Source organism: Klebsiella sp. CB_Kp196 (genome assembly GCF_040061575.1).
GTDB classification, from domain to species: Bacteria; Pseudomonadota; Gammaproteobacteria; order Enterobacterales; family Enterobacteriaceae; genus Klebsiella; species Klebsiella michiganensis.
Genome location: NZ_JBEAFH010000058.1, coordinates 79960 through 105568, shown reverse-complemented (window position 1 = coordinate 105568; position 25609 = coordinate 79960). Strand labels below are relative to the sequence as shown.

The following is a 25609-nucleotide window of genomic DNA, read 5'->3' as shown; positions in this document are numbered from 1 at the left end:
CCCTGATATAAAGAGTGAATTTTTAATTCCGTGCGGAGATAAAAATGCGGTTCGATATAGAGGGATTTATTACATTTGATACTGAGGAAGCATCGCTGGTCAATCTTTTGACCGGTGATTGTATTGAACTCTCTGCTACTTCCACTCGCCTCCTGACCAATCTGTTACAATACCGTGGGGATATTATTTCTCGCGTTGACATTTTTCAGTCGGTGTTTGAAAAATATGGCGCCAGACCTTCTAATAGCAACCTGAATCAATACATCTCAACGCTGCGTCGCAGCCTTGCGGATCTGGGCGTTGAGAAAAATGTGATTATTACGGTACCGCGAATTGGCTTTAAAATTTCTGAGGAAGTCATTATCACCAGCGACAATGATTACTCCTCCTCTTTCACTCTCCCGACGCTGGCCCCTGAACCTCCCAGGCGTAGTTTGCTGTGGCAACACCGCAAAGTCGCCATTTTATTTATCCCGATGGTGATAGCTTTGATGCTACTTTTACAGTTTTTTACCCATCAAAAACAGTCCCCTACAGCGATTTTTACTCAGGATAAATGTATTTTTTATGGCGCAGGAGCGCTACGCGCGGGGGAAATACTCAGAAATAAAAAGCTGTTCCCCTCGGGGCTCGATTGTTCTACACCCAAGAAAATTTATCTTTTCAACCGACAATTAAATCAGGAACAGGACTTAGGTATTTATATGGATATATTCATACTCAAATGCGATATAAAGTACCAGCAGTGCCACAGTTACTACTATAAGGAAATAAAAAATGCGTAAATACGCTTTTATCGCGCTGGCCTGTACGCTAACGCTGGCATTAGCTTCCATCCTGTACATTTGTTTCAACAGCCATGACGCTTTCTCCTGTAAATCACAATACGATCTTACAGAGGAAATAAATGAGAATGTTCTCCGCTCCCAGGGCTTGCTGTCCGCTGAGTTTTCCAACCATCGTCTTATAATCAACCTTGAGGGATTGCTCACCAGCGCGGGAGATAAATACATTGTCTCGCGCACCCTCTCCATCACCTTAAAAAAAAGCACCGCTGCGGGTCATCTTTTTTATATTTCTGATTCGCAAACCACTCGCCACAACGGTGATAATACGCCTGATAACATCGCGCAAAAAATCCTCTTTGGCAACCAAACTAATGATAGAATCATCTATATCAATCGCGTTAATGATGATACTATTTTATTCGGTAACCAAACGTTCCCACAATATGGTTGCCAGCGTCAAAAAACAATCATTGATTGAGATTTATCTCATTAATTTTAATTATAAAGATATCATGACGATACATTTACTACCGACGTTAGCCAGCATCGCTAATATCATTGATATGATTAACCCACGGCTAAATCTGCACCATGTCAGAACGGCGTTTATCGCATCGCATCTGGCAAATTTAGTCAATTTTTCTGCGGCCCAGCGGCGTAAAACCATTCTCGCCGCGCTTATTCATGATGTCGGCGGATTAAATGAAAAGTCGCGCCTTGAGCCGCTCAACTACATCGATAATGAACATAATAATCACGCGCTAATCGGCAGCGAGTTGCTTAACCGAATTCCGCTGTTTCGCCCGCTCAACAGAATCGTTCGCTATCATCACACCCGCTGGCGCAACGGTCTGGGGCATTATATTGAAGGTGAGCGGGTGCCCGAAGAGAGCCATCTGCTCTTCTTCGCTGACCGGCTGGATGTACTTTATTGCGAGCACCGTACCGACCATAGCGCCTTTTTAAGCAACAAGCTGGTCGACATCGTTGCTGCCGGAGCTAATATTCTTTATAAACAGGAGTATATTCAGGCCTTCAGAACGCTCTCCGCCGATGGCCATTTCTGGTCCGTCATGGCGTCCACCGATTATCGCGATTACATTAACGCGATCTCCGGCGTCCATAACGACACCCTCTCTTTACACAACCTCCGCGATATTGCCGAGCTGGTCTCTTTTATTATCGATCAATTCAGTCAGCAGACGCCCTGGCACTCCGCCGCCGTCGGGCACATTGCGGGTTATCTGGCGACAAAAATAGAAATGAGCGCGACGCAAGCGCTGAAAGTAGAAATTGGCGGGTTACTGCATAATATTTCCTGTCTGGATCATAGCCCGCCGTCAAAACGCGTTGGTGCGTCAGACAACGCCCGGCACACGCTTTATCCTATTGAAGGTATTGATGATATTTCTGAGTGGATGGCCATACAAAATGGCCCCGCGCCGCTTCAATTACACGAGGAAATCCTTAAGCCAGAAGCCGTGCTTATCGCGGTGAGCCGACGGGTGGTCCATGCGCTAAATGGACCGAAAGCGGAAGAGAAGTCGCTGGCGCAGTTAATAAAAAATAACCCGGGAGAGGAAATTCCCCCGTTTATGTTATCCCTGATTGCCCAATATTCCCCACAGATTATCCAGGTCTATCGTGCAACCGCTGGCGAAATACAGGCGTTAATGAATCGCATTGCGCAACTCACGCATTCCCTTTAGAAGCTAAGCCGGCCTAATCACAGACTCAGGCGCTCAATCCGCCGTCCAGAACCAGGGTTTGCCCGGTCATATACTGGCTCCCCTCACCGATTAAAAACGCCACCGCCTGCAGCACATCATCCGTTTCGCCCAATCGGCGTAGCGGTATCGACTGGCGCATCTCTTTCAATTTTTGCGCGGGTATCTCCTCCAGCATCTCCGTACGGATCAGGCCCGGCGCCAGGCAGTTGACCCGAATGCCGAAGCGCCCGACCTCCAGCGCCAGCGAGCGCGCAATACCGCTCATCGCCGCTTTACTCGCGGCGTACGCCGTCTGCCCCACGTTGCCCTTTAACGCGCTGACCGACGACATCATCACGATGGAGCCCCGCCGCTGCGTGAGCATCGCCGGCAGCAGCACCCGGTTCCAGTTCATCATCGAGATCACATTGGTTTCCAACACCTCGCGCCAGAGCGCGGCGTCCTGATGAATATGCAGGCCATCGCGAGCTATCCCGGCATTGTGAATAATCGCTTCCGGCGCCCCCCGCTCGGCCAGTAGCGCCTGCGCAAGCTGTTCAACCCGCGACGCGTCGTTGCCGTCGCAGACGTATCCCTGCACCCGGTGGGCGGAGTTTTCGCTCGCCGCCTGGGTGGCGTTAATCGCAGCCTCATCGCGGCCGGTAAAGACCACGTTCCGGCTTTGCGCCAGGCCGGTGACCAGCGCCCGACCGATACCGCGGCTGCCGCCGGTCACCAATATCCATTGTTGCTCCATATCAGTTACCTGACTCTTTGCTGATGTGCTGACACAGTTCGCCCAGGGTGATCCCCGGATTGTGAATAAACCAGTCCGCCTCCAGGGTGATATTGAATTCACGTTTTGCCAGCACCATGAGCTCGACGTAGTCCAGGCTATCTAATTTCAGTCGAACCAGCGGCGTATTCTCATCAATCTCATCCGGTTCCAGGTCTTTCGCATCGCAAATCATTTCACATACTTTTTGCAGAACTTCATCATAGGCAGTCATAAATTATCCTTAATTATCAATTATGCACGGGGCCAACTTTTAGCGTGACCACGTTCGTTATTATCAGGTCATCCAGTTGCGCCGCCGCGGCGATGCGCACCAGCGCCCCCTGTTCGACCTGGCCCACCACCAGCGAGGGCAGCAGCCAGAGCGCCAGAGATTCGGGCCAAATCGGCGTCGCTTTGCCCGCGAGACGAGCATCAAACACCACCTCCTGGTGGGTTTGCAGCACCGGATAGCGGGTAAATATTTGCTGCAACGAGGTTTCTCCCGGCCCGAGCAGGGAGGCGATACTCTCCTGGCGCAGCAGCGCGGGATCGCCAATCAGCTGGCGGAACAGCAAGGCATCAAGAAACTGCCACTGCGCCAGGTCGGGCCAGGCGGCGTTGAAGCAGAACTGCAGCTCGCGCAGCGTCTTTGGCGCAATCGTACAGGGCTGTTTACCCACCAGCGATTCCGGCTCGGCCGCCGTGCTCATCTGGCAGGAGAGGCAGAGTTCGCCATTGTGCGGATTGCTGACCGATGTGGCGGACAAAAGGCGATTTTTGGCTACCCCGGGCGTTAACAGCCAGTCGGTATCGCACCATATTGGCCTGCGCAGGCGAACCTGGCATTTTACGTAACGCTCAGGGCGGTACAGCCGGGAGTGGGCATCGCGCTTCACGTCGAGCAGCGCGCGCATTCCGTGGACGCTCAGCTGTCCCCCGCCCATCTGGCGCGCTGCCGCGAGGTCGAAGTGAATCGGGTTTTCGTCGCCGGAAAACGCCGCCCACTGCCGCGCGTCGGCAAGGGTGTAGTGCAGCAGCGTCACGCGTGTTTCTCCAGCACCAGCGCGGCGTTCGCGCCGCCGAAACCAAAGCTCAGATTCAGCGCCCGATGTATCTCCCCCTGACGGTGCCCTTCAGCGATATAGTCAAGATCGCACTGCGGGTCAGGCTGGGTTAAATGCGCCGTCGCAGGCAGGATCCCCGCCGCCATCGCCTGCAGGCAAACAATGGTCTCGAAGCTCCCTGCGGCGGCAATCAGATGCCCGGAGTAGGCTTTGGTGCTGGAAATCGGGATGCGGTACGCCTCGTCGCCCAGCGCCTTTTTCAGCGACTGCGTTTCGTTGAGATCGTTGAGCGGCGTGGAGGTGCCGTGGGCGTTGATGTAATCGAGGTCGGCAGGCTGGAGATCTGCGCCGCGCAGCGCCCAACGGATGGTCTGCTCGCGGGCTACGCAGTCCTCCGCCGGGGAGGTAAAATCCACCGCGTCGGAGAAATTAGCATAGCCGGTGACCTCCGCCAGGATCGTCGCCCCGCGCGCGAGGGCGCTCTCGCGCTCCTCCAGGCACAGCACCGCCCCGCCTTCCGAAAGCACGAACCCGCTGCGCTGCAGGCTAAACGGACAGCTGGCCCGCTCCGGCGACTCCGTTTCCCGGCTCAGCGCGCCGAGCACATCGATATTCCAGATCGCGCAAACGCTGTTTAGCGATTCCCCGGCGCCGGCGAGCAGCATGCTGGCGCGGCCAAAGCGAATCGCATCATAGGCCTCGCCGACAGCGATAGTGCCGGTGGCGCAGGCCGCGACCGGGGTATTTTGATAGCCGCGCAAATTCCACAGCTGGCTACAGGCGGCGGTGCTCACGTTGGGCATGGAAAAAAAGCAGCTAAAGGGCGAGGAGACGCCGGTTTTCTCAAACTCGGGTACCGCCAGATAGCTTTCATCCAGCCCTGCCCAGCCGGAGCCGATGATGGCGCCGCACATTAGCGGGTCATAAAACGCCGTGGGAGCTTCCCCCGCAAAGGCCATCGCCACCGCTTCCCGCGCGGCGGCCAGCGCCAGACGCGCGTGACGCGGCAGACGCCGACGAATCGCGGCGGGAACCCCCTTAAGGCTGGGTTCATTCGCCACCTGACCGATAAAATGCGTGTGAATACCGTTCGCGGATAGATCCACATAGCGGTAGCCGCGTCGATAATCCATGATGGCCTGCCAGCTTTCGGCGGCGCTATCGCCGAGGGGAGTCACCGCGCCATAGCCGGTTATCACCACGCGATAAGGGGAGTTACTGTGACTCATTCTGGGAAGTCCTCTGTTGCGGGTTAATGCCTCCCTGCGCCAGCCAAAGCTGCAAAGTGGCATAAAGATAGTCGTACTGGTTCTGCGCCAGGCTGTTCTGCACATCAAGCAGCGCGTCCTGGGCGTTCAGCAGAGTCTGATAATCCACCGCCCCTGAGCGGTAGCGGCTCCCGGTGAGCGCCAGACGCTGCTCGCCCAGCTGCAGCGTTTGCAGCAGACGATCGCGCTGCTCGTCGGCGTTAAGCCGCTTCTCCATCGCGTTGTCCACCTCCGACAGCGCGGTATAGGCGGTGCGGCGAAAGTTCACCGCCTCCTGCTGTACCTTCACGCTGGCCTGCTCCACGGTGAGCTGTACTGTGTTCCACTGGATAAAGGGCGCGGAAACGCTGCTGCCCACGGTGCGCAGCGGGTCGTTAAACCACTGGTGAAAGAGCTGGCTTCCGGCGCTCAGCGTTCCCTGCAGCGAGAGCGTGGGATAGAAGCTCAGCCGCGCGGCGTCTGAGCCCGCCAGCGCCGCCCGCAGGCGGGATTCCGCCGCCTGCAGGTCCGGCCGGCTGGCGAGCGCGGCCAGCGGCGTGGCGTTGGCAATAGCGATATGCTGACGCACATCCAGCGCGGAGGACTCATCGGTATGCTGAGCCGGCGGTCTGTTGAGCAGCAGCGCCAGCGCGTTACGGGAAATTGCCCGCTGCTGCTTCAGGCTCAACAGCTGATTCTGCCGGCTGATGACCGTCTGCCGCGCCTGCAGCACATCGAGCAGGCCCACTTTCCCCGCTCGCTGCCAGGACTCAATCTGCGCCAGCGTCTGCCTGGCGATATCCAGACTCGTCGACTGATACGTCATTTGCTGGTTCAGCAGAGCGATGTTCCAGTACAGCTGCGCGGTGGTATCAATCGTCGACAGGATCGTCGCCCGGTAGTCCTGCTCGCTGGCTATCGCCTCCCATTCGCTCTGCTCCCGGATCCGCGCCAGCTTGCCCCACAGATCCAGCTCATAGCTCAGGGACAGTGAGGCGCTGTAGCTCTCCTGCGAACCGCCGCTGTTGAGCGGTTTTGAATTACTGCCGGAGCCGTTGAGGCTCGCGTCGGGGCTAATATTGGTCCGGGTGAGCCCAGCGGAAATACGCGCCTGCTTAAGGGTTAAGGCGGCAGCGGCGAGATCGTTATTGCTTTCCAGCACCTGCCCCACCACCCGCGACAGACGTTCGTCGCCGAAACGGTCCCACCAGCGCTGCGCTTTCTCCTGCGCGCGCGCCATGCTGTCTCCCTCCGTCCGCTGCCAGTTCTCCGGCACCGACAGCAGCGGGCGCTGATAATCGCTGCGGGTTAAATTCCCGCAGCCCGTCAGCAATACAATTAACGGTAATAAAGTCAGCGGTCTCATTCGCGGGCCAGCGCCTCCGTCGGGTTCAGTCGCGCCGCGCGGCGCGCTGGAAAATAGCCAAACGTCAGGCCAATCAGGGCGGAAAAACCGCAGGCCATCGCTACCGGCAGCCAGGTGAAGACCATGGAAAACTCCTGCGTCAGCAGGGCAAACAGGTTACCGGCGGCCCAGGAGCCCAATACCCCCGTCAGCCCGCCGAGCGCGCAGATCATCACCGCCTCAATTAAGAATTGATGCATGATGTCGCTGGGGCGAGCGCCGACCGAAAGCCGGATGCCAATCTCATGGGTGCGTTCGGTAACGGAAACCAGCATGATATTCATGACGCCAACGCCGCCAACCAGCAGCGAGATGGCGGCAATCGCGGTGATCAGCAGCGACATGGAGTCAGAGGTTTTTTGCAGCGCGTTGGCGAGCTGTTCGTCGGTCTGGACAAAGAAATCTTTTTTGCCGTGCTCGCGGATAAGATGCCTTTCCGCCCGCCGCGCCGCGTCCTGCGGCGACAGCGTTTCCTGAAAGCGCAGCGTGAGCGCCTCCAGCGGTTTGTCCCCGGAAATCCGCTGCAATAAAGAGGTATAGGGGATCCAGGCCGACATAAATCCGCTGACCATCTTCGGTCCCGGCTTGCTGGCGATGCCGATCACCCGCCACGGCGCGCCGGCGATTTGCACAATTTTACCCAGCGGATCTTCATTACCGGGAAACAGCGTCTCTTTGCTGGTTTCATCCAGCACCAGCACCGGTTCACGATCGTCGACATCGCGGTGGGTAAAACCGTTGCCGTGAAGGAAACGAATACCCTGCAGCGAGAAATAGTCGGCGGAAACCCCGGAAAGAATAATCGAGGAATCAAACCCCTGGCGCACCGCGGTCGTCATGCTGGAGACGATCGGCGACACCCCAAGCACCCACGACTGTTTGCCGAGGCTGGCGATATCATCCAGCAACAGCGCCCGCTCCATATCCGGACGCTTGCTGCCCCAGCCGGTGCCGGGGCGGATTTCGAGCGTGGTATTACCCAGCTTGCCAATCTCATTCATGATGCTCTGCCGGGCGCCTTCTCCCACCGCCATGGAGGAAACCACGGACGAAATGCCGATGATAATCCCCAGCATCGACAAAAAGGCGCGCATACGATGCCCCAGCAGCGACCGCCATGCCATCCGTACCGACTCTCCGATGCTGCGCGACAGCGAGGCCCGACCGTTATCTTGTACCGCGGGCAGCCGCGGAATGCCGCGATTATCACGCGCGCCGTGGGTACTGTCGGCGACCACCTGCCCATCGCTGATCTCGACGATCCTCTGGGCCTGCTGCGCTACCTCGCGATCGTGGGTCACGATAATCACCGTATGCCCGTCAGCGTTCAGCTGGTGCAGAACATCCATCAGCGCCCGGCCGCTGACGCTATCCAGCGCCCCGGTGGGTTCATCGGCGAGAATAATCTGCGCGCCGTTGATCAGCGCCCGACAGACGCTGACCCGCTGCTGCTGGCCGCCGGAAAGCTGCGCGGGTTTATGCGCCAGGCGCGCGTCAATGCCCAGCTTTTCCGCCAGCAGCGCAATGCGCGCCTGGCGCTCAGCGGCGGGCATCGCGGTATAGAGCGCAGGGATGGCAATATTCTCTTCCGCCGTCAAATAAGGCATCAGGTGATAGCGCTGAAAAATAAATCCCAGCCAGCGGCTGCGCAGCTCCGCCAGCGCCGCGCTGTCGGCCTGATGGGCGGCGATGCCGTTGATATACACTTCACCGCTGCTGGGTTTATCCAGACAACCGATAATATTCATCAGCGTCGATTTACCCGAGCCGGAAGCGCCCATAATCGCCACCATCTCGCCGGGCATAATGGTCAGAGAAATGGATTTCAGCACCGGAATCAGTTGCGTCCCGGCAACAAAATGACGCGTGACGTTGTTCAGCAAGATTAACGGCTCAGCCATCAGACGGACCCCGCATCCTGCGGGATCACCACCCGCTCACCGGGCTGTAATCCTTCAAGAACCTGCGCATACTGGCGGTCGTTAATCCCGATGCGGATGGTGCGCTCCTCGCTGCCGTTCTCCTTTTGCACCACGACCAGGTAGCGCTCATCCCCGAGCGAACGCCCCAGCGCGGCAACCGGCACGCGCAGCGCATCTTTCACCTGCGCGATGCGGATAAACACCTGGGCGGTCATTGAGGTTTTCAGCAATCGCTGGCGATTATCCACCTCGAAGGTGCCGTTATAGTAAATGGCGCTGCTCTGCTGGTTACCGGCAGACGCGCCGGCGTTTTGTTCCTCCAGCGCCTCCTGCGGCGCGGGCTGGACATAGCCAAGCTCCCCTTCATAACGGGTTTGCGGGTCGGCAATGACGTAAAACCATAGCGGCTGTCCCGGATGGATTTTCTGGATATCGGCTTCGGAAATGCGGGTTTGGACCTGGACTTTATCGAGATCGGCGAGCACCAGAATCGTAGGCGCAATTTGCGAGGAGACGATGGTTTGCCCTTCACGGGTCACGATGCCCAGCACTTCGCCATCCATAGGCGCGAGAATGCGGGTATAGCCGAGGTTGGCGTTGGCGGTCTGCACGCTCATTTCCGCCTGCACAATCTGCGCCTCATTCACCGCTATCTGCTGAACCTGCGCGGCATACTGCGCCTGCGCTTGTTCGAGATCGCTGCTCACGCCGGAGCCGTCGCGGCTCATGGCCTGCTCGCGCGCCAGCGCTTTACGGTACTGCACCAGCGTGGCCTCAGAGGCCTGCTTTTGCGCTCTGGCGCTGGCCAGCTGCGCGGTAGCGTTGCGTAAGTCGGAAAGCTGCAGCGTCGGGTCGATTTCGGCTAACAGCTGCCCTTTGCGCACCCGCTCGCCCTGGCGCACGTACAGCTTACGCAGCTGGCCGCTGACCTGCGCGCCGACGCTCACCTGGACGGCAGGTTTGATAATCCCGCTCGCCAGCACGACCTTTTCGATATCCCCGCGATCGAGCGTAACGGTATCAATCGACTCGGCCTGTGCCGTAAATGAGCGCTGATAGTAGACGGCGGCAACAATGGCCAGCATAGCGACCAGCGCAAACAGCCACGTTTTACGGCGGCGTAAAAATGCTCTTCTCATTGCTCCACCTCTCCCTGTGTGATATCGCGCAGCTTGCCTTCCTTCAGGCGATAAACCCGCGTGAAGTGATGCAGGATCTGCTCGCTGTGGGTCACGACGATCAGCGTCTTGCCCTGTTCGCGGCAGTGCTGGCACAGCGCGAGGATCGCCGTTTCCGCGGTTTCATCATCAAGATTGGCGGTCGGTTCGTCGAACAGCAGTATGGGCCGGGTGCTGTAGAGCGCCCGCGCCAGCATCAGCCGCTGACGCTGGCCCAAAGAGAGCGCCGAGTGGCTCTCGCGGATCAGCGCCTCCATTCCTCCCGGCAGCGCCTGAACCACCGGCCCCAGCGCTATTTTTTCGACCAGCGCCTCCACTCGCCCGCGATCGCTGTCGCTGTACCACGGGTCAAACAGGGTGATGTTTTGCAGCACCGAGGCGTTGAACAGGATGTCTTCCTGACTCTGTAGCCATACCTGCGACGCCAGCTGCTGCGCGCTCACCTCGTCGTTGTTCAGCAAAATTCGCCCATGCTGCGCGGAAAAAAGCCCTGCCATCAGCCGCAGCAGGGTGCTTTTTCCGGCGCCGGAGTCGCCCACGATCGCCAGCCGATCGCCGGGCTCCAGGATGAGATCAACGGCATTGAGTACCGGACGCTGCGGGTTGTAATGAAAGCTCACCTGTTCGAACGTCAGCCGCGGAACCGCTTCACCGCTGAGCGGAGCAAACTGGGGCGCAGCAGGCTCATGGCGGGTGAACAGGCCCTGCGCGCGGGTATCGATCACGTGCAGCTGTGATTTACGGATCACGGCATAAAATATCCGCGTGACGTAGGAGGTAAAAATCTGTCGTAAAAAGCTGTAGGCAAAAAAGTCGCCCAGCGAGATAAGCTTTGCGTGCACCAGCGGCAGCACCACCAGCATGAAAACCACCATCTCAAGGCTGCCGGTCAGCTGGTACAGTCCCTCTTTGACCTGCTGATAGACTTTCTGCCGCTGGAGGCAGGTGAAAAGGTCATGAGACAGACGGGCAAACTGCGCTTTACGCTGCGTTTCCAGCCCGGCGGTCTTGATGGTTAACACGCCCTGAAGCGTTTCCATAAAAAAGTCATTCAGCGTCGCGCTTTTCAGCTGCAGCTGCTGCGTATACCAGCGGTCGCGGAAAATGGCCCAGACGCTAATCAGCCCCATCGCCACAATACCCACGGCGGAAATCAGCGCCAGCACCGGGGAGATCCAGAACATAATGCCGATCGCGATAACGCAGATGATCCAGTCCGAGCGGAGCCCGTTATCCAGTTCGATTTTTTGCAGCATCCCGCCCTGCCAGGCGATAAAACGGCTGAAAACGTCCCCCGGCGCGCGTTTTTCAAAAAAACGCAGCGGATTATTCAGCAGGCGGGAAAAACCGATATCGCTCTTAAGCAGGACAAAGCGGCGAATAAATCGCTCGCTAATCACCCTGACGCCCAGCGCCAGCAGCGTGGATACAACAAAGGCGAGGATGAACCATAAATAAGGAAACTGCGTATTCTGAACGTCAGAGAAGGCCTGGTTGATCGCCCGGCTGACCATCGTCGGCATTAAAAACAGGGTGAGCGACACCAGGAAGGTCAAGAGCATCAGCTTATAAATGCCCGGTACCGCCGCGGTCTCCTTCAGGCTCATCGCCCGCGGCATCTCCTGCTGCGCGCCGGCAATAACCGGGTCCGGGCCGGCAATCGCGCCGGGCGACTCTTCAAGGATCAGCGCATAGCCGCTAATCTCTTTTTTTAATGCCGAGAAAGGCAGCCACTGCTGGCCAATCGCCGGATTCATGACGCAGACGTAATCCCCTTTTCGCCAGGCCAGCAGAACATAGTGGCTGGCGCCGTAGTGCAAAATGGACGGGAACGGCAGCGCATGAAGCTCAGCGTGATCGAACAATACCGGCGCGGTGGCAATGCCGATCTGCTGCAGGATAACGGATAAATCGCTCAACGATGTCCCATGATCGGATGCCGGGAAAATTTCCCGCAAAGCCGGCAGCGAGCACGGAATATTCTGGGTTTGCGCCAGCATCGCAATACAGGAGAGGCCGCATTCATTGGTCTCTTCCTGGAAAACCATATCAGGAATAATCTTTTTCATGATGATGCATCAGTGATTAATAAAATAGAGCGAATGGCTATGCCACAAAAGCCAATCCTGCGGATAATCGCGCAGGGTGTTTTCAATAATCGGCGGCAGATTGGCCGCGACCTCTTTTGGCGACAGCGGGGAATAGATTTTTATTTTTATCCCGTGCTGATAATAGAGGTGATAAAAAACCACCTTCGCCGATACGATGCGAGAAAACCGCTGTACCCCGCTATGTAATTTCGCCGGGCGGCCAAATAGCCGGCAGCTTATTTTCCCGGACTGCGCTTCCGGGGTCTGCACGGTGTAATCGGCTGGAATGTCGGGGAAAATAATCATATTTTCCCGCCCTGCCGATACATTAGTCATTAACGCCATAAGCTCGCTAGCCAGCGATGTATTATCCTGGTGGATTGAGCAATAAGAGAGCGCGACGCCGCCCATTTTACGGCTGGCGACGGTGTAGCTTTCCGCGCTGGAAGAGACCACTACGCTGGCTTTGCCCGGCGTCACGCCAGCCCCGACCATCGCCGCTAAGATATCGGAAACGCAGTGCAGCGGCGCAAGGACGACCGGCGTCTTTTGCGCCGCCAGGGGAGCGACAACGGCGTCAAGCTCTCGCGTGCATGCCTGCATCTGGGCCAGGGTGGCCGGGTGCTGTCCCCAGGTCGCCCCTATCTCCAGCAGCTGGCGGCGCATGGCTATCCATCCGGCATCGATTCGGCCCTCGACGCCCGTCAGGCAGCGGTAGTTTTGCGTCGCCACGGCGCTGCGGCCACGGTACTGTCTGCCCAGCAGCCGCAGCCGACACAGCGCGCGAACCGCCAGCAGCGGCATCGGGGTAAAACGCATGACTCTACGCACCGCTTTTTGGCCGTAGCCGGTAAGAGGCCGGTAGCGCCAGCTCAGCTGCGCGGACCATTTTCTTACGCTGAAGACGCTCCAGACGATGAGAAAGCGCGCCACGCTTACTCCTTATCCTGGGTTAACAGCTGGCGCAAATAGTCGGCAAATTCAGGAAACTGACGATCCTTCGCCACTACGTATTTCTTATTCACAATAAACAGCGGCGTCGCGTTAATGTCATAAAGCTCGGTGATTTTCGCCATATATTCCAGACGCTCGGCGACGGCCTGACTTTGGCGTAGCTGATGGTATTTATCGACATCAATACTATTCTTTTTCAGCCAGCCATTAAGCGTTTCCTCATCGGCTAAATTAATCCCGCGGGTCATTACCGCGTTAAATGCCTGGTCGCGCGTCTGGCGCTCAATACCCATGACTTCAAGGGTCGCAAAAACCGGCGCAAAGACCGCCAGGCCGTTATTCTCGCCAGTAATATGGATAACTTCAAAGGTGCTATCCGCGGGTAGCGTGGCGGCGAATTTTTCGATCTCTTCCTCGTTCGATGCGCAGTAGTGACAGCCATAGGACATCACTTCAATAATGCTTTTCTCATGTTTTATTGGGCTACTGGCAACGGTTGCGCTGTCAATTTCCCGCAGGGCGGAAGGCTGACTGCTATCCAGTGAAAATGTATTAAACACAAATATGTGATAGCACAGCACGGTAATTAGCGACGAAATTAACGCCACCAGAAACGTATAGCCAACGGCGGTAATAGGTTTTATCTTCATTTGATACCAGGCTCGCGAAAATAGCGGAGAAATACATGGAGGGTTTCCCCTCCATGTATCACATCAGTGATTAATAACGGGCGCTATTTGGCACGACGCACATGCTGTCCGGCGCATCTTTCATGCTAACGGTTGAACCGTGCTTATCCGTACAGGTGGTCACTTGTTTACAGGTAGAAACACCGCCAACGACCACTGTCTCGTAAGAGCTTGTGCAAGTTTCCTTGCAGCAGCCGCCAATAATAGTTGACGCTTCAATCATACTTAATTTTTGCATTTGTTAGATCCTTAACTATTTATATTGAAATGTATTTTTCTTACACTTACCTACTGGCTTAGCTATCTGCCAGTAATTCTGTCGATGTTAGACTTTGTACGCTGTTATACGCAGGGGGTGGCGACGATACATTTGAAAATATTAAACAGCTCTACGTTATTTTTAGCATTTAACTTTTTCATCAGGCCCCGTTTGCAGCGGCTCAGTCGACGAACATCAATTTTTTGCTCAGAGGAAATTTGCGACAATGACTTCCCTTTGAATATTTCTTCCATTAACCACCAGTCATCGCTGGAGATACTGTTATTAAAATCCCGGGCTAACCACTTCTGTCGGGTATAATTAATTAGCGAGCGGCTATAAAATATTTTCTTTGCCACCATCGAATCAGCGCTTTCAATGAATTTGAAAAAATTCTCCAGCGATTCATTTTTTAATAACCAGCTCGCCTCCGGGAGCAGCGAATGCAGCGCAAAAAACAGAGAAATATTATTTTCTCCTAATAAAATCACCAGCTGCTGATTTTCCCGGCAGTAGTACTCTTTAATGGTGTATAGCGCATTAAAGCGTTCGTCCGGCAAACTGTCGACATCGCAGAGCACCCAGCGCAGCTCCTCTTTCTGCTTCGGCAGACGCAGCGTATTAATCAGCTGAGAGAACTGATCGAGCCTTGAGAAAGCGCAGTCGCCGTCATGCGCGGCAAGATCGTCAACCAAAGAACGTACGCCTTCTGAGAAAAAGATATTTTTATCGTAGAGAAAGAAACGGCGGCTCATTTATCATCATCCTTGATCTATTCTACTGGTAATTAAGGGTGTAATACGCTGTTGCCTGGAAGGCACCGGTCTGCAAGGTTTTGTTACTCAAGGCGTCCGGTTCCCCTTCAACAAAAGCTTTAAATTTAACTGCATGGTGGCATCGGAAATGGCGACCGCGGTTGTTGGCGTATTGAGTGAAATCGCCGTGCCGTTACTCTCTTCAAAACCAATGCCAATACCGCTAGCGGAATTTGGCGCTACCGGCGTAATCGCCAGACGGTCGCTCATATTGGCATTTTCCGTCCCGCTAAAGGTTACGGTAACGGAATTAAAAACATCGGTACTGCAATCCTTAAGCTCAATCACAAACGCTTTGGGCTGTGATTTGCTCTCCGCATAGAGCGTACGGGTTGAAATCTGGCCAAAATCCACGGCGATATTTTTGGATGAAGGAACGATACTGCAGCCATGGGCCGCGACGGTGCCTTTGAAGGTTAAGTCGCCGCCGATCAGTTCCCCGCTGGCGTACGCCGGCGTGGCCGCCGAAAGTAAGCCCAGAAGTACCATAGATGCGATAAATTGACGCATGCTGCCCCCTTACTGAAACTCAGCGACCACGGTGGCCGATGCCTGGAAATCCCCTTCGAGAACATTGGTCCCGGCATTGGCAATCGGCGCGGCGGTCAGATTCCAGGTTCCCTGATTATTATTAAAACCCGGCACGTCATAAAATCTATTCGCGGCCACTAAACTGCCGCCTGAATCTTTCAGAATAATGCCAAGATTGGATCGATCGACGGCGCCGGTGGTCCCTAAATAATCGCTATTAAAACTGGCGGTATTGGCCTGCTGAATGCCCAGGCGAATATTTAAATTACCGTTCGCGAAACTTCCCCCTTCGCACTTCACCTGAATCGGCACGGGCCGGCTGTAATTATTGCCATTTAGCAGCGAACCCGAACTGGGGATGGTATCAAAATCAACGACGATCGGTGTACCTGAGTTGACAATGCATTTATCCGGAACGGTAATGACCCCGGAATTAATTGAGATAATCGACATCGGGGTGTTGCCCATTCCTGAGCTATAGTTCCCCAGGCGGCCGTAAAGCTTGGCGATTTCTGTACCCAGCAGGTTAACGCCGTTGACAATAGGCTTAGTAATCATAAACGTTACCCGCCCCTTGGCGCCGGACTCAAAGTTATTAAACTGGGTAGTTGGCGGAACGCATTTATTCTGAAAAGCGTTATTCGGCTCATTATAAAAAGGCACCGAAAAATAATCCATGCGCTTACCACGGATATAAATTTCAATTTTGACATCCATATAATCATTGAGCTTTAAATAGCCCGACGCGCTTCCCTGCTGCATCAGCGAGGCGGTCGCAGAGTAATAAATCGCCTGGTTTTCCATGGGAATGGTACAGCTGGCTATACCAGAATATTGCTCGCCCAATGAAAACTCATAAGGAATCGTTGCCCCTATGCTGTTATTGGTAATATCCTGATTGACCACGTCAATATTATACATTTTAGGTCCGCCGACCGGCGTAATTTCCCCTTCAATCGCCGCGCTGGCGTCAAGGGATAGTAAGCCGCCACAGAGTAAAAGCGTGACGCAAGATTTTCGTCCGATAACCATCGTCGTCATCAGAGATACTCCATTTTTAAACGCAGCAGTCCGCTAAAGTTGCCCGCAGTCACGTTTCGTCCGGTTGACTCCAGCACGGCAATAAACGTCAGGCTGCTATCGCCGGTTTTCACAATAAACGGCGGCTGCGTTTGATTAATATCCAGCGCCCGTTCTTTGACATCCAGCAGGCGAATACCGGCTCCTGAGATGCTGCCGGTCAGGCGCAGCAGCTGGCGATTATGTTCATCCGATTCGCCGATAAAAGTGAGCTGAACCGCCTGCTCGCCGGTGGTGTAGAGATGCTTGCTGCTGCCCGTCGTCCGTGAGGCGATGCTGTCGCGCGCCTGCGAGGCGCCTTTCAGGCAATCTCTGAGTTCGACGCGAACCAGCACCGGCTGGCTCCGGTCGCCGGCCTGATGAAAACGGCGGGCGCTGATTTCACCCATCTCGATAATCTGCAGGCGGCTCTGCGGCGCCAGCACGCAAGGCGAGGCATAAACGGAGCCATTGAATATCACGTTACCGCCATCTTCCCCCTGATGATCCCGGTTATAGTGCTGTGGCTGTAGCGGAATATCAGCGTCGGCCAGCGCTGGCATACTGATACCGAATACAAACAGTGCTAATAGCGATAGACGCGTTTTCATCATCAGGTTCCTCTTTAATTACCCTTGCTGCGATGGCGGCAGCGCTTTACAGGTATTTCCTTCACAGCGATATTTCAGCTCCGGATGACCGCCATAATCGTTCACATACATCATGGCGAAATCTCGCACGCCGCCGTCGGTTACGCTGAACTCCATGCTGGACTTCGGCGCAATCATAATCCCCGGAAACTTAGTGATTTTTTCACCCTTAACGCGGGACAAGCTAATAATGGTGATGTAATAGGGCGTCGGGTTTTGCGCGGTCATCTTATTGCCGCTCTTTTGAAAGACGACCTGGTCCTGCCAAATCTCGCTTTTGCTTTTGGGAATAATGGCCGTCGGGCGGTAAAATAATTTAATCCGCGACTGCATGGCTAACTGCAGGACATTCGCTTTATCCGGCTTGGGCGGGATTTCGCGCACGCTTAAATAAAACAGGCTTTCCCGATCCTGCGGCAGCTGGTTAATACCGTCAGTTTTGGTGACCCGCGCCACCCCTTTTTGCCCGCCGTTAATCCGCTGTAAAGGCGGCAGCACCACCAGCGGAGAGGTAATTTTGTTGCCCTTGCTGTCCTCAACCCACGATTGCGCGAGGAAAGGAATATCCGGGCTGGTGTTGGTTAAATTCGCGCTCGCCGAGCTGTCTTTACCGGTGATGATAAGACGCGTGCGATCCAGCGAAACCCCTGCCTGAGCGGTACCGCTTACCGCCGCCAGCATCACAACGCCCATCCAGCAGAATTTGTTGCTTGTTATGCTCATTTTTGGCCTTTTATTACTGTCACTGTCATTTACACGGCAATAGCGCGGCTGTCGAACGACGCACGATGGTCGGCGGGATGGCAATCTGGCACTGCTTTTTCCCGCTCCACACTACGCTTAGCAGCTCCTGAGGATTCACCCCCGCCAGCCATCCCTGGCCACCTTCCATAATCATGGAGACGCTCACGCCATCGCCGTTGATAACCTCCGCGCCGAACGGTGGATAGGTACCGTCAGCCAGGCGAATAATCCCCATCATTTTTTCGCCCTTGGCCATGCCAAAGGTCTGATAGCCAATGGCACCTTCGGTCAGCGTGGCAGTGCTGATGGCCTTTGCCGGTTCGATGGATTCCGACATCGCATCGACATCAACACGGGTATCAAAGCTGTTGTAGCTCACGATGTCCGGAATAACGGCAATACCAAAATTGTTGGTTCTTGATTTACCGTCATTGAGCGGAACGTCGCCGATACCGTTGGTATTCACCATCACGCGCGCCGTGTTGAGCGTCGCGCCGCTGTTGTGGATCGCCGCCCCGTGCCGGGTAGCGGTAAAGCCGCCGCGCAGGGTGCTGCTCAGGGAAACGTAGTGATCCTGCTGATAGCTGGCGTTGCTGTTGATTTCGGCATACTGCGAGCGGCGCTGATAGTAGCCGTCGACGTTGGCATAGCCGCTCTGGCTCGCCCCGGCACGCAGTCGCCACAGGTTGTTGTAGTCGCTGCTGTCGGTGTACGAGAGCATCGGGCTGGTTTTGCCGTTATTGGTCTGTACGTCGAGACCGCTCCATTTGCTATCGCCAACGGGAATGGAAAGCGAGAAAGCAATAGAGTCGTCTTTACGCCCTTCGTAATCGGAACGGTAGGCCGAAATATTGGTGGTGATCCCGCGAATATTACCGACGTTAAACGAGCGCCCTAACGAGATGCCGTAGCGATCCTGGCTGCTTCGATTCCAGTAATTCTGGTGGGTATAGGTCAGAAAGACGGTAGTCGCTTTGCCTGGCTCATCGGCCCAGAACGTTTTATTCCCGGTGATGGTATAGACTTCTTTTTCACGGCCAAGGCTGTCGTAACCCTCGTAACGCTCGTTGAGATATTGCGAGAAAGAGCGGAAATCTTCCTGAGAGAAGCGATAGCCGGCGAAGGTAATTGAACTGTTATATTCGTCGAACGTTTTCGCATAGCTCAGCTTAAACGAGGTGCCTTTAAGCCGCTTCTGGTTTGACTGCTGGCTGTAGGATTCGGTGGCGTCAAGCGAGAGCGCGCCCAGTACGCTGAGATCGCGACCAATACCGGCGGAGACCGCGGTATATTCCGCCCCTGCGCTTTGTAAACCACCGTACAGCGACCAGGCGTTGGTTATCCCCCAGGAGAAATCACCGGAAGCGAAACCTGGCCCCTGAATTTTATGGTTATAGCGGGACGGCGCGCCGACAGCCACGTTGTAACGCACGTAGCCGGGACGCGTAAGGTAAGGAATGTTGGCGGTGTTAACCTGGAACGTTGAAATGGAACCGTCCTGCTCCTCCACCTGAACATCCAGCGTACCGCGCACCGAGCTGCGTAAATCCTGAATGTTAAACGGCCCGGCGGGAACCGTCGTTTCATAAATAATGCGCCCGCTCTGCTTCACCGTCACTTTGGCGTTGGTCTTGGCCAGGCCGCGAATTTCCGGCGCGTAGCCCTGCAGGTTTGGCGGCAGCTGACGCTCATCGCTGGCGAGATTAAGCCCGGTAAAGCGCACGGTGTCGAAGACCTGAGAATCAAGGTAGATCTCCCCCGCCGTCAGCTTTGCCGCCATCATCGGCAGCGGACGGTAGGCGTAGATCTGATTCATGTCGAAATCAAATTGATGCGTCGCGCTGTAATAGCTGGTCTGATATTCGCCGCGCAAACGCCAGCCGCCGAGGTTAAACCCGGTCTGGCCGTATCCGCTCAGGGTGGTGTAATCTTCATGCATATCAAGCTGGCGGGTATATTGCCCGGTCAGACTGTAGTCGAGCAAAAAACCACCGATGCCCTGGTCCCAGCGCTCCGGCGGCGTCCAGTTCGGATCGTTGTATTTCATCCACGCCTGCGGGACGGTGATGTCCAGCACCCCGGCGTAGTTGCTGAGCGTAGCGCCAGGAAGACTCAGCAGGTCATAGCAATCGGCAAACGGCTGTGCGACCTTTTGCTGCGCTTCTTCTTTCAACGCCAATCTGGCAAGAATTTCGCCGTTAATGCAGGCCTGGGTATGCTTCTGGTCTTTAGAAGCCAGATAGCGAACCTTTTGCTGCCCCACCGCCTGGCCATTTATTTTAATATCTAATAAGTACTCGCCTGGCGGGACATAATTGTCGGTGGCGAAACGGGTTAAATCGATATTGTCGCGATCGGCGGCATCCAGTACGTCGGTATTGAATTCCACGTCGGTTGAGGCACAAGCCATAGAAGCACAGCAGAAAAAAAGCATCTGAGAGAGGATTATTTTTATTTTTAGTTCTGCTGACATGACTATTCATCCCGAATCATTCAGTAAAATATCGTGCGCGGTAAACAAGCTACAACAGCAATAGCTGGCTTGCGTCTAGTTGTAATCCATATAAAAACGAGTGACGGCGTAAAAATCCCCAGCCTTAATATGTTGCTGAACCGGAACCAGCGAAGCGGTGAATTTCAGCGTATTATTCTCATCACTTAGCAGATATCCCGAGGAGGGTTCTCCAAAAGTTAAAACTTCCCCACGGCGATCGCGAATCTGTATACCAAACCCCTTTCCTTCCCCATCCGGAATTAATACGGTCGGGTCCTGCGATGACGCATTGCCGGTAAAAGTAATCGTGGCATAAGCACCGGGCGTTGATTGATTTTCGCTGCCGTAAGACGCGCAGCCCACTAAGCGCACCAGAAAAGGCCGGACGAGCTTGCCTTCTTGATCCATATTAATATCGCGAGCGGATATGTTGCCGAAATCCACCCATAGCTCCCGCGAGCTGGGATCAATATCGCAGGCGGCAGCAACCAGCTCCCCCGAAAGCGCCAGCTGTCCGGGCGTAAAATTAGTACTCGAAGCATGTCCGGAAAAGAGTAATACCGATACGAATAGCGCCATCAGTCTCTTTTTCTCTGTATCCTTAACCATACTCAGAATTCCATATTATCGGGTACACCATCCAATATCGCGGGGAGAAACCTCCCCGCGAGCGATAACTCAAAATCGATTATTGATAATCGATAGTGAAATTGATCGTTGACTGGAATGCACCCGCGGTTACGGTAGTGGTAGAACCGCTCGCTGCCGCTTCCGCTTTCAGGAAGGCCACGAAAGGAATGGTGTTAGTACCATCGACCAGGGTGACCGGCGTGGTCTGCGCGCCCCAGGTCACAGTCTGGCTAGCGCTGTCTTTCAGGCCGATACCTGCACCAGATGCGGTACCAGAAGTAAAGGCAGCCAGAGTAGGATCGTTCGGGTTAACCGAAGTCGGGGTATAGGAAACAACGGCGCTGCTGGCGATGGTGGTATCGCAATACTGCAGCTCGATGTTTTTGGTTTCAGTTGCCTGACCACCGCCTTGCAGCAGGGAAACTGGAACCTGACCAAAATCAACGGTTACCGGGCTGGACGACGGCGCTAAACCACACGCGGTATTCACCAGCTCACCCTGAAGCTCAATCTGACCATTAGTGGTATCAGCCAGTGCAGACATTGAGCCGAGAGCAGCAGTTAATGCCACAGCCATAGCAACTTTATTCAGTTTCATAGAAAATTCCTGCGTTATAAATTTTTATCCTAAAGAGTAAGGAGCTATAAAATTGCTGAGTTATACTCTCATAACAATTTGCAGCCCTCCGCATCACCGAAAAAACCGTTTCAATAATTAGACTATTAATTAATATTAATAATTTAATTAAAGCCAGATCCCCTGGTCGACAAAAATACTAACAAATCATTTTTTAGGTAAAAAGAGATACATTTACAAAGGAATTAAAAAAAGATTTAACCTCGCGAACAATGCCACCATAGGAAATTAACTCGCAGAATGCTGAGATATATCCTAAAAACAAATTACGAAAGGTAATTAATAGAGGATAAACGAAAGATATTGATGGTAAGAGAATTGTAACACAGATCACATTTTATTAACAAAGCCCCTTTTCTGCTACACGCAACGGTGAAAAGTAGACGGAATAAGGGAAATAACGCGAGGCGTACGACGCCGGTGAAAACGGATGTCTCCCCGTCTATACCATCGACCTGCATTCGCCAGTATAGCCTTTTTCCGCTGCGACCTCCCCCTCCGGCATACCGCCGCTGCTTCTTGTTTTCCTGACCTGAAGACTCCGTTATCATGCGGCTCATGAGTCAATAAACAGAAATGCACAGTTTCACGGGAACCGATGAGCGATAGCGCGACGTCATGAAAACAATAAACTCCGCTAACTCATTAAAACTTCAGAAAATGGACAGCAAAAACTGATGAGTACACTAGAGAATCTTGACGCCCACACCCCGATGATGCAGCAGTATTAAAAAATATAATCTATCCAACTGATTGTATTGAAAATTACGAACAGCCATATATCCATAGGTTACACATAGGCTACTTTATAGGAAAACAGGCAAAGAATTAGAAAGTTTTTATCGGCATAACATTATTTACATCTAAATAATTAGCATGAAAAGTAAATGCTTTTTGTTCTTTTTGCATGTCAATGGTTTAGCTTTATGGCAAAATCATGAAGCTATGCAATCATTGCATTGTTATTAACACAGCATATTTTTATAAACTTTTAACACCTTATCTCAAAAAGGATAACAAAGTGGACAGAAGTGCAGTTGATACAATTCGTGGGTATTGTTATCAAGTTGATAAAACGATTATTGAAATTTTTTCGTTACCACAAATGGATGACTCGATTGATATAGAGTGCATTGAAGATATTGATGTCTACAACGATGGGCACTTAACTGCGATCCAATGCAAATACTATGAGAGTACAGATTATAACCACTCCGTTATATCAAAGCCCATAAGACTAATGTTGTCACACTTTAAGGACAATAAAGAAAAAGGGGCGAATTATTATCTTTTCGGGCACTATAAATCAGGACAAAATAAATTAACACTTCCATTAAAAGTTGACTTCTTCAAATCTAACTTCCTCACATACACTGAAAAACAAATCAAACATGAGTACCATATAGAAAATGGGCTTACCGAAGAGGATCTACAAGCCTTTTTGGATAGATTAGTTATAAATATCAATGCAAAATCATTTACTGATCAAAAAAAACAAACTATACAAATAATAAAAAACCATTTTCAATGTGAAGATTATGAGGCAGAGCATTATTTTTATTCTAATGCTTTCAGAAAAACCTATGATATCTCTTGTAATAAAAAAGATCGAAGGATAAAAAAATCAGATTTTATTGAAAGTATCAACAAATCCAAAGTCTTATTTAACATATGGTTTTATCAATATGAAGGAAGAAAAGAATATTTAAGAAAACTAAAAGAATCTTTCATAAGGAGAAGTGTAAACACTTCTCCTTATGCTCGTTTTTTCATCTTGGAATTTCAAGACAAGATTGATATAAAAACAGTTAAAGACTGTATATATAAAATACAATTAAATTGGTCTAATTTATCTAAAAGAGCAGATCGACCATATTCTCCTTTTTTACTTGTTCATGGCATCAGCGAAGATAAATTATACGAATTGAAGAATCAATTATACAATGAAAATCTAATTTTCGCTGATGGATACCCTTTTAAAGGAAGTGTATTTACTCCAAAAATATTAGTCGAAGGGTTTTCAAATAAAGAAATCCACTTCCAATTTATCAACGACATAGATGATTTCAATGAAATACTGAACAGTATTCATATAAGAAAAGAAGTATATCAGTTCTATACGAAAAACTGCCTTGATATCCCATCCCAACTACCCCAGGTAAACATACAAGTTAAAGACTTTGCCGATATAAAGGAGATAGTGTAATGAGCAGGAATAATGATATTAATGCAGAAGTAGTATCAGTGTCGCCAAATAAACTAAAAATTTCTGTAGACGACCTTGAAGAGTTTAAGATAGCAGAAGAAAAATTAGGTGTAGGATCTTATTTAAGGGTTTCAGATAATCAAGATGTTGCTCTTCTGGCCATCATAGATAATTTTTCTATTGAGGTTAAGGAAAGCCAAAAGCAAAAATACATGATAGAAGCAAGCCCAATAGGTCTTGTTAAAAATGGAAAGTTCTATCGCGGGGGTGATTCACTTGCACTTCCACCTAAAAAAGTTGAACCAGCTAAGTTAGACGAAATAATATCTATATATACAGACAGCATAGACATAAAAGATCGCTTTACTTTTTCAAGCCTATCACTTAATACAAAAGTATCTGTACCTGTGAATGGAAATAGATTTTTCAATAAACATATTGCTATCGTAGGTTCAACGGGGTCAGGTAAGTCTCACACTGTTGCCAAAATACTTCAAAAAGCCATAGATGAAAAGCAAGAAGGTTATAAAGGGTTAAACAATTCTCATATAATTATTTTTGACATACATTCTGAATATGAAAATGCATTCCCTAATTCCAATATATTGAATGTGGATACATTAACCCTTCCATATTGGCTATTAAATGGCGATGAGTTAGAAGAACTTTTTCTTGATACAGAAGCAAATGATCACAACCAGAGAAACGTGTTCCGACAGGCAATTACCTTAAATAAAAAGAAACATTTTCAAGGTGATCCAGCCACAAAGGAAATAATAAGCTTTCATTCGCCATATTATTTCGATATTAATGAAGTTATCAACTACATTAACAACAGAAATAATGAAAGAAAAAATAAAGACAATGAACATATTTGGTCAGATGAGGAAGGAACTTTCAAGTTTGACAATAAAAATGCACATAGGTTATTCAAAGAGAATTTAACACCTGATGGAAGTTCAGCCGGTGCTTTAAATGGAAAACTTCTCAATTTTGTTGATCGATTACAAAGTAAATTATTTGATAAGAGATTAGACTTCATTCTGGGTGAAGGTAGCAAATCCGTAACATTTAAAGAGACATTACAAGCCTTAATAAGCTATGGAAAAGATAAATCAAACATTACAATACTTGATGTAAGCGGTGTTCCTTTTGAAGTACTTAGCATTTGTGTATCATTGATATCTCGGTTAATTTTTGAATTTGGTTATCATTCAAAAAAAATCAAAAGAAAAACGAATGAGAATCAAGATATCCCAATCTTGATTGTTTACGAAGAAGCACATAAATATGCTCCTAAAAGTGATCTGAGCAAATATAGAACATCCAAAGAGGCAATTGAAAGGATTGCCAAAGAGGGAAGAAAATACGGTGTGACCCTTCTCCTTGCAAGTCAAAGACCTTCTGAAATTTCAGAAACAATATTTTCTCAGTGTAATACTTTTATCTCAATGCGGTTAACGAACCCAGACGATCAAAATTATGTTAAGCGATTACTCCCGGATACAGTAGGTGATATTACAAACCTCCTACCATCACTCAAAGAAGGTGAAGCCTTAATCATGGGGGATTCAATATCAATACCGTCCATTGTAAAAATAGAAAAATGTACAATGCCACCATCGTCAATTGACATCAAATACCTTGATGAATGGAGGAAAGAGTGGGTAGATTCGGAGTTTGATAAGATAATTGAACAATGGAGTAAAAGTTAATATCAGAAATGGATTCACTCTTGATTAAGAGTGAATCCATTGATA

At 51.7% G+C, this 25609-nt stretch carries 23 protein-coding genes and 1 pseudogene; 5 read left to right on the top strand and 19 right to left on the bottom strand.

Annotated features, from left to right (window positions below; genetic code table 11):
• The first annotated feature begins 44 nt into the window (after positions 1–44).
• Genes ABLU87_RS21515 through ABLU87_RS21505 form a run of 3 tightly spaced genes read left to right on the top strand, consistent with a single transcriptional unit; the run spans position 45 to position 2497 of the window.
• On the top strand, positions 45–785 hold the full coding sequence (locus ABLU87_RS21515; RefSeq protein ID WP_122118016.1) for a winged helix-turn-helix domain-containing protein: 741 nt from the start codon (positions 45–47) through the stop codon (positions 783–785).
• Positions 778–1266, top strand: a complete 489-nt coding sequence (locus ABLU87_RS21510; protein ID WP_048260236.1) for a hypothetical protein — start codon at positions 778–780, stop codon at positions 1264–1266. The genes ABLU87_RS21515 and ABLU87_RS21510 overlap by 8 nt, the downstream gene beginning before the upstream one ends.
• Positions 1232–2497: an HD domain-containing protein gene (locus ABLU87_RS21505; protein WP_102803726.1), complete on the top strand. Its 1266-nt coding sequence runs from the start codon at positions 1232–1234 to the stop codon at positions 2495–2497. The genes ABLU87_RS21510 and ABLU87_RS21505 overlap by 35 nt, the downstream gene beginning before the upstream one ends.
• Before the next feature lie 25 nt (positions 2498–2522).
• Here ABLU87_RS21505 and ABLU87_RS21500 read toward each other — a convergent pair whose 3' ends face one another.
• The 19 genes and pseudogenes from ABLU87_RS21500 to ABLU87_RS21410 form a co-directional block, all read right to left on the bottom strand.
• Positions 2523–3254, bottom strand: a complete 732-nt coding sequence (locus tag ABLU87_RS21500) for an SDR family NAD(P)-dependent oxidoreductase (RefSeq protein WP_064358564.1) — start codon at positions 3252–3254, stop codon at positions 2523–2525.
• 1 nt (position 3255) lies between these two features.
• Positions 3256–3507, bottom strand: a complete 252-nt coding sequence (locus tag ABLU87_RS21495) for an acyl carrier protein (RefSeq protein ID WP_004853570.1) — start codon at positions 3505–3507, stop codon at positions 3256–3258.
• A gap of 16 nt (positions 3508–3523) precedes the next feature.
• Positions 3524–4318: a MaoC family dehydratase gene (locus ABLU87_RS21490; protein ID WP_049071660.1), complete on the bottom strand. Its 795-nt coding sequence runs from the start codon at positions 4316–4318 to the stop codon at positions 3524–3526.
• Positions 4315–5568, bottom strand: coding sequence for a beta-ketoacyl-[acyl-carrier-protein] synthase family protein (locus ABLU87_RS21485; RefSeq protein ID WP_014226566.1), 1254 nt, complete (start codon positions 5566–5568; stop codon positions 4315–4317). The genes ABLU87_RS21490 and ABLU87_RS21485 overlap by 4 nt, the downstream gene beginning before the upstream one ends.
• The gene (locus ABLU87_RS21480; protein WP_196942050.1) at positions 5555–6952 is read right to left on the bottom strand and encodes a TolC family protein; all 1398 of its coding nucleotides are present in this window, start codon (positions 6950–6952) and stop codon (positions 5555–5557) included. Before ABLU87_RS21480 ends, ABLU87_RS21485 begins: the two co-directional genes overlap by 14 nt.
• Positions 6949–8892 (bottom strand): ABC transporter permease, encoded by a 1944-nt coding sequence (locus ABLU87_RS21475; protein WP_196942051.1) that lies wholly within the window; start codon positions 8890–8892, stop codon positions 6949–6951. Before ABLU87_RS21475 ends, ABLU87_RS21480 begins: the two co-directional genes overlap by 4 nt.
• Entirely contained in the window at positions 8892–10052 is a 1161-nt protein-coding gene (locus ABLU87_RS21470; protein ID WP_048260245.1) for an efflux RND transporter periplasmic adaptor subunit, read from the bottom strand. Before ABLU87_RS21470 ends, ABLU87_RS21475 begins: the two co-directional genes overlap by 1 nt.
• Positions 10049–12160: an ATP-binding cassette domain-containing protein gene (locus ABLU87_RS21465; protein WP_122117911.1), complete on the bottom strand. Its 2112-nt coding sequence runs from the start codon at positions 12158–12160 to the stop codon at positions 10049–10051. Before ABLU87_RS21465 ends, ABLU87_RS21470 begins: the two co-directional genes overlap by 4 nt.
• Before the next feature lie 9 nt (positions 12161–12169).
• Positions 12170–13114, bottom strand: coding sequence for an ABC transporter (locus tag ABLU87_RS21460; protein ID WP_122117912.1), 945 nt, complete (start codon positions 13112–13114; stop codon positions 12170–12172).
• Positions 13115–13116: 2 nt separating this feature from the next.
• Entirely contained in the window at positions 13117–13785 is a 669-nt protein-coding gene (locus tag ABLU87_RS21455; protein ID WP_049083778.1) for a DsbA family protein, read from the bottom strand.
• A 70-nt stretch (positions 13786–13855) separates the two neighbouring features.
• Positions 13856–14062: a DUF4762 family protein gene (locus tag ABLU87_RS21450; protein ID WP_014226573.1), complete on the bottom strand. Its 207-nt coding sequence runs from the start codon at positions 14060–14062 to the stop codon at positions 13856–13858.
• Positions 14063–14166: 104 nt separating this feature from the next.
• The gene (locus ABLU87_RS21445) at positions 14167–14838 is read right to left on the bottom strand and encodes a hypothetical protein (RefSeq protein WP_064358558.1); all 672 of its coding nucleotides are present in this window, start codon (positions 14836–14838) and stop codon (positions 14167–14169) included.
• A 22-nt stretch (positions 14839–14860) separates the two neighbouring features.
• Positions 14861–15408, bottom strand: a pseudogene (locus ABLU87_RS21440) (fimbrial protein).
• Between the two features lie 9 nt (positions 15409–15417).
• Entirely contained in the window at positions 15418–16470 is a 1053-nt protein-coding gene (locus tag ABLU87_RS21435; protein ID WP_122117889.1) for a fimbrial protein, read from the bottom strand.
• Positions 16470–17099 (bottom strand): fimbrial protein, encoded by a 630-nt coding sequence (locus tag ABLU87_RS21430; RefSeq protein ID WP_004137363.1) that lies wholly within the window; start codon positions 17097–17099, stop codon positions 16470–16472. Before ABLU87_RS21430 ends, ABLU87_RS21435 begins: the two co-directional genes overlap by 1 nt.
• Before the next feature lie 18 nt (positions 17100–17117).
• On the bottom strand, positions 17118–17861 hold the full coding sequence (locus ABLU87_RS21425) for a molecular chaperone (RefSeq protein WP_032720410.1): 744 nt from the start codon (positions 17859–17861) through the stop codon (positions 17118–17120).
• Between the two features lie 25 nt (positions 17862–17886).
• The gene (locus tag ABLU87_RS21420) at positions 17887–20355 is read right to left on the bottom strand and encodes a fimbria/pilus outer membrane usher protein (RefSeq protein ID WP_108703525.1); all 2469 of its coding nucleotides are present in this window, start codon (positions 20353–20355) and stop codon (positions 17887–17889) included.
• 75 nt (positions 20356–20430) lie between these two features.
• Positions 20431–20985: a fimbrial protein gene (locus tag ABLU87_RS21415; protein WP_014226579.1), complete on the bottom strand. Its 555-nt coding sequence runs from the start codon at positions 20983–20985 to the stop codon at positions 20431–20433.
• A 79-nt stretch (positions 20986–21064) separates the two neighbouring features.
• Positions 21065–21604 (bottom strand): fimbrial protein, encoded by a 540-nt coding sequence (locus ABLU87_RS21410; protein WP_004124241.1) that lies wholly within the window; start codon positions 21602–21604, stop codon positions 21065–21067.
• A gap of 1060 nt (positions 21605–22664) precedes the next feature.
• On the opposite strand from ABLU87_RS21410, the gene ABLU87_RS21405 reads away from it, so the two are divergent.
• Both ABLU87_RS21405 and herA read left to right on the top strand, forming a co-directional pair.
• The gene (locus ABLU87_RS21405) at positions 22665–23849 is read left to right on the top strand and encodes a DUF4297 family anti-phage-associated protein (RefSeq protein WP_213811260.1); all 1185 of its coding nucleotides are present in this window, start codon (positions 22665–22667) and stop codon (positions 23847–23849) included.
• Positions 23849–25564 (top strand): anti-phage-associated helicase HerA, encoded by a 1716-nt coding sequence (gene herA, locus ABLU87_RS21400; RefSeq protein WP_213811261.1) that lies wholly within the window; start codon positions 23849–23851, stop codon positions 25562–25564. Before ABLU87_RS21405 ends, herA begins: the two co-directional genes overlap by 1 nt.
• Positions 25565–25609 lie beyond the last annotated feature (45 nt).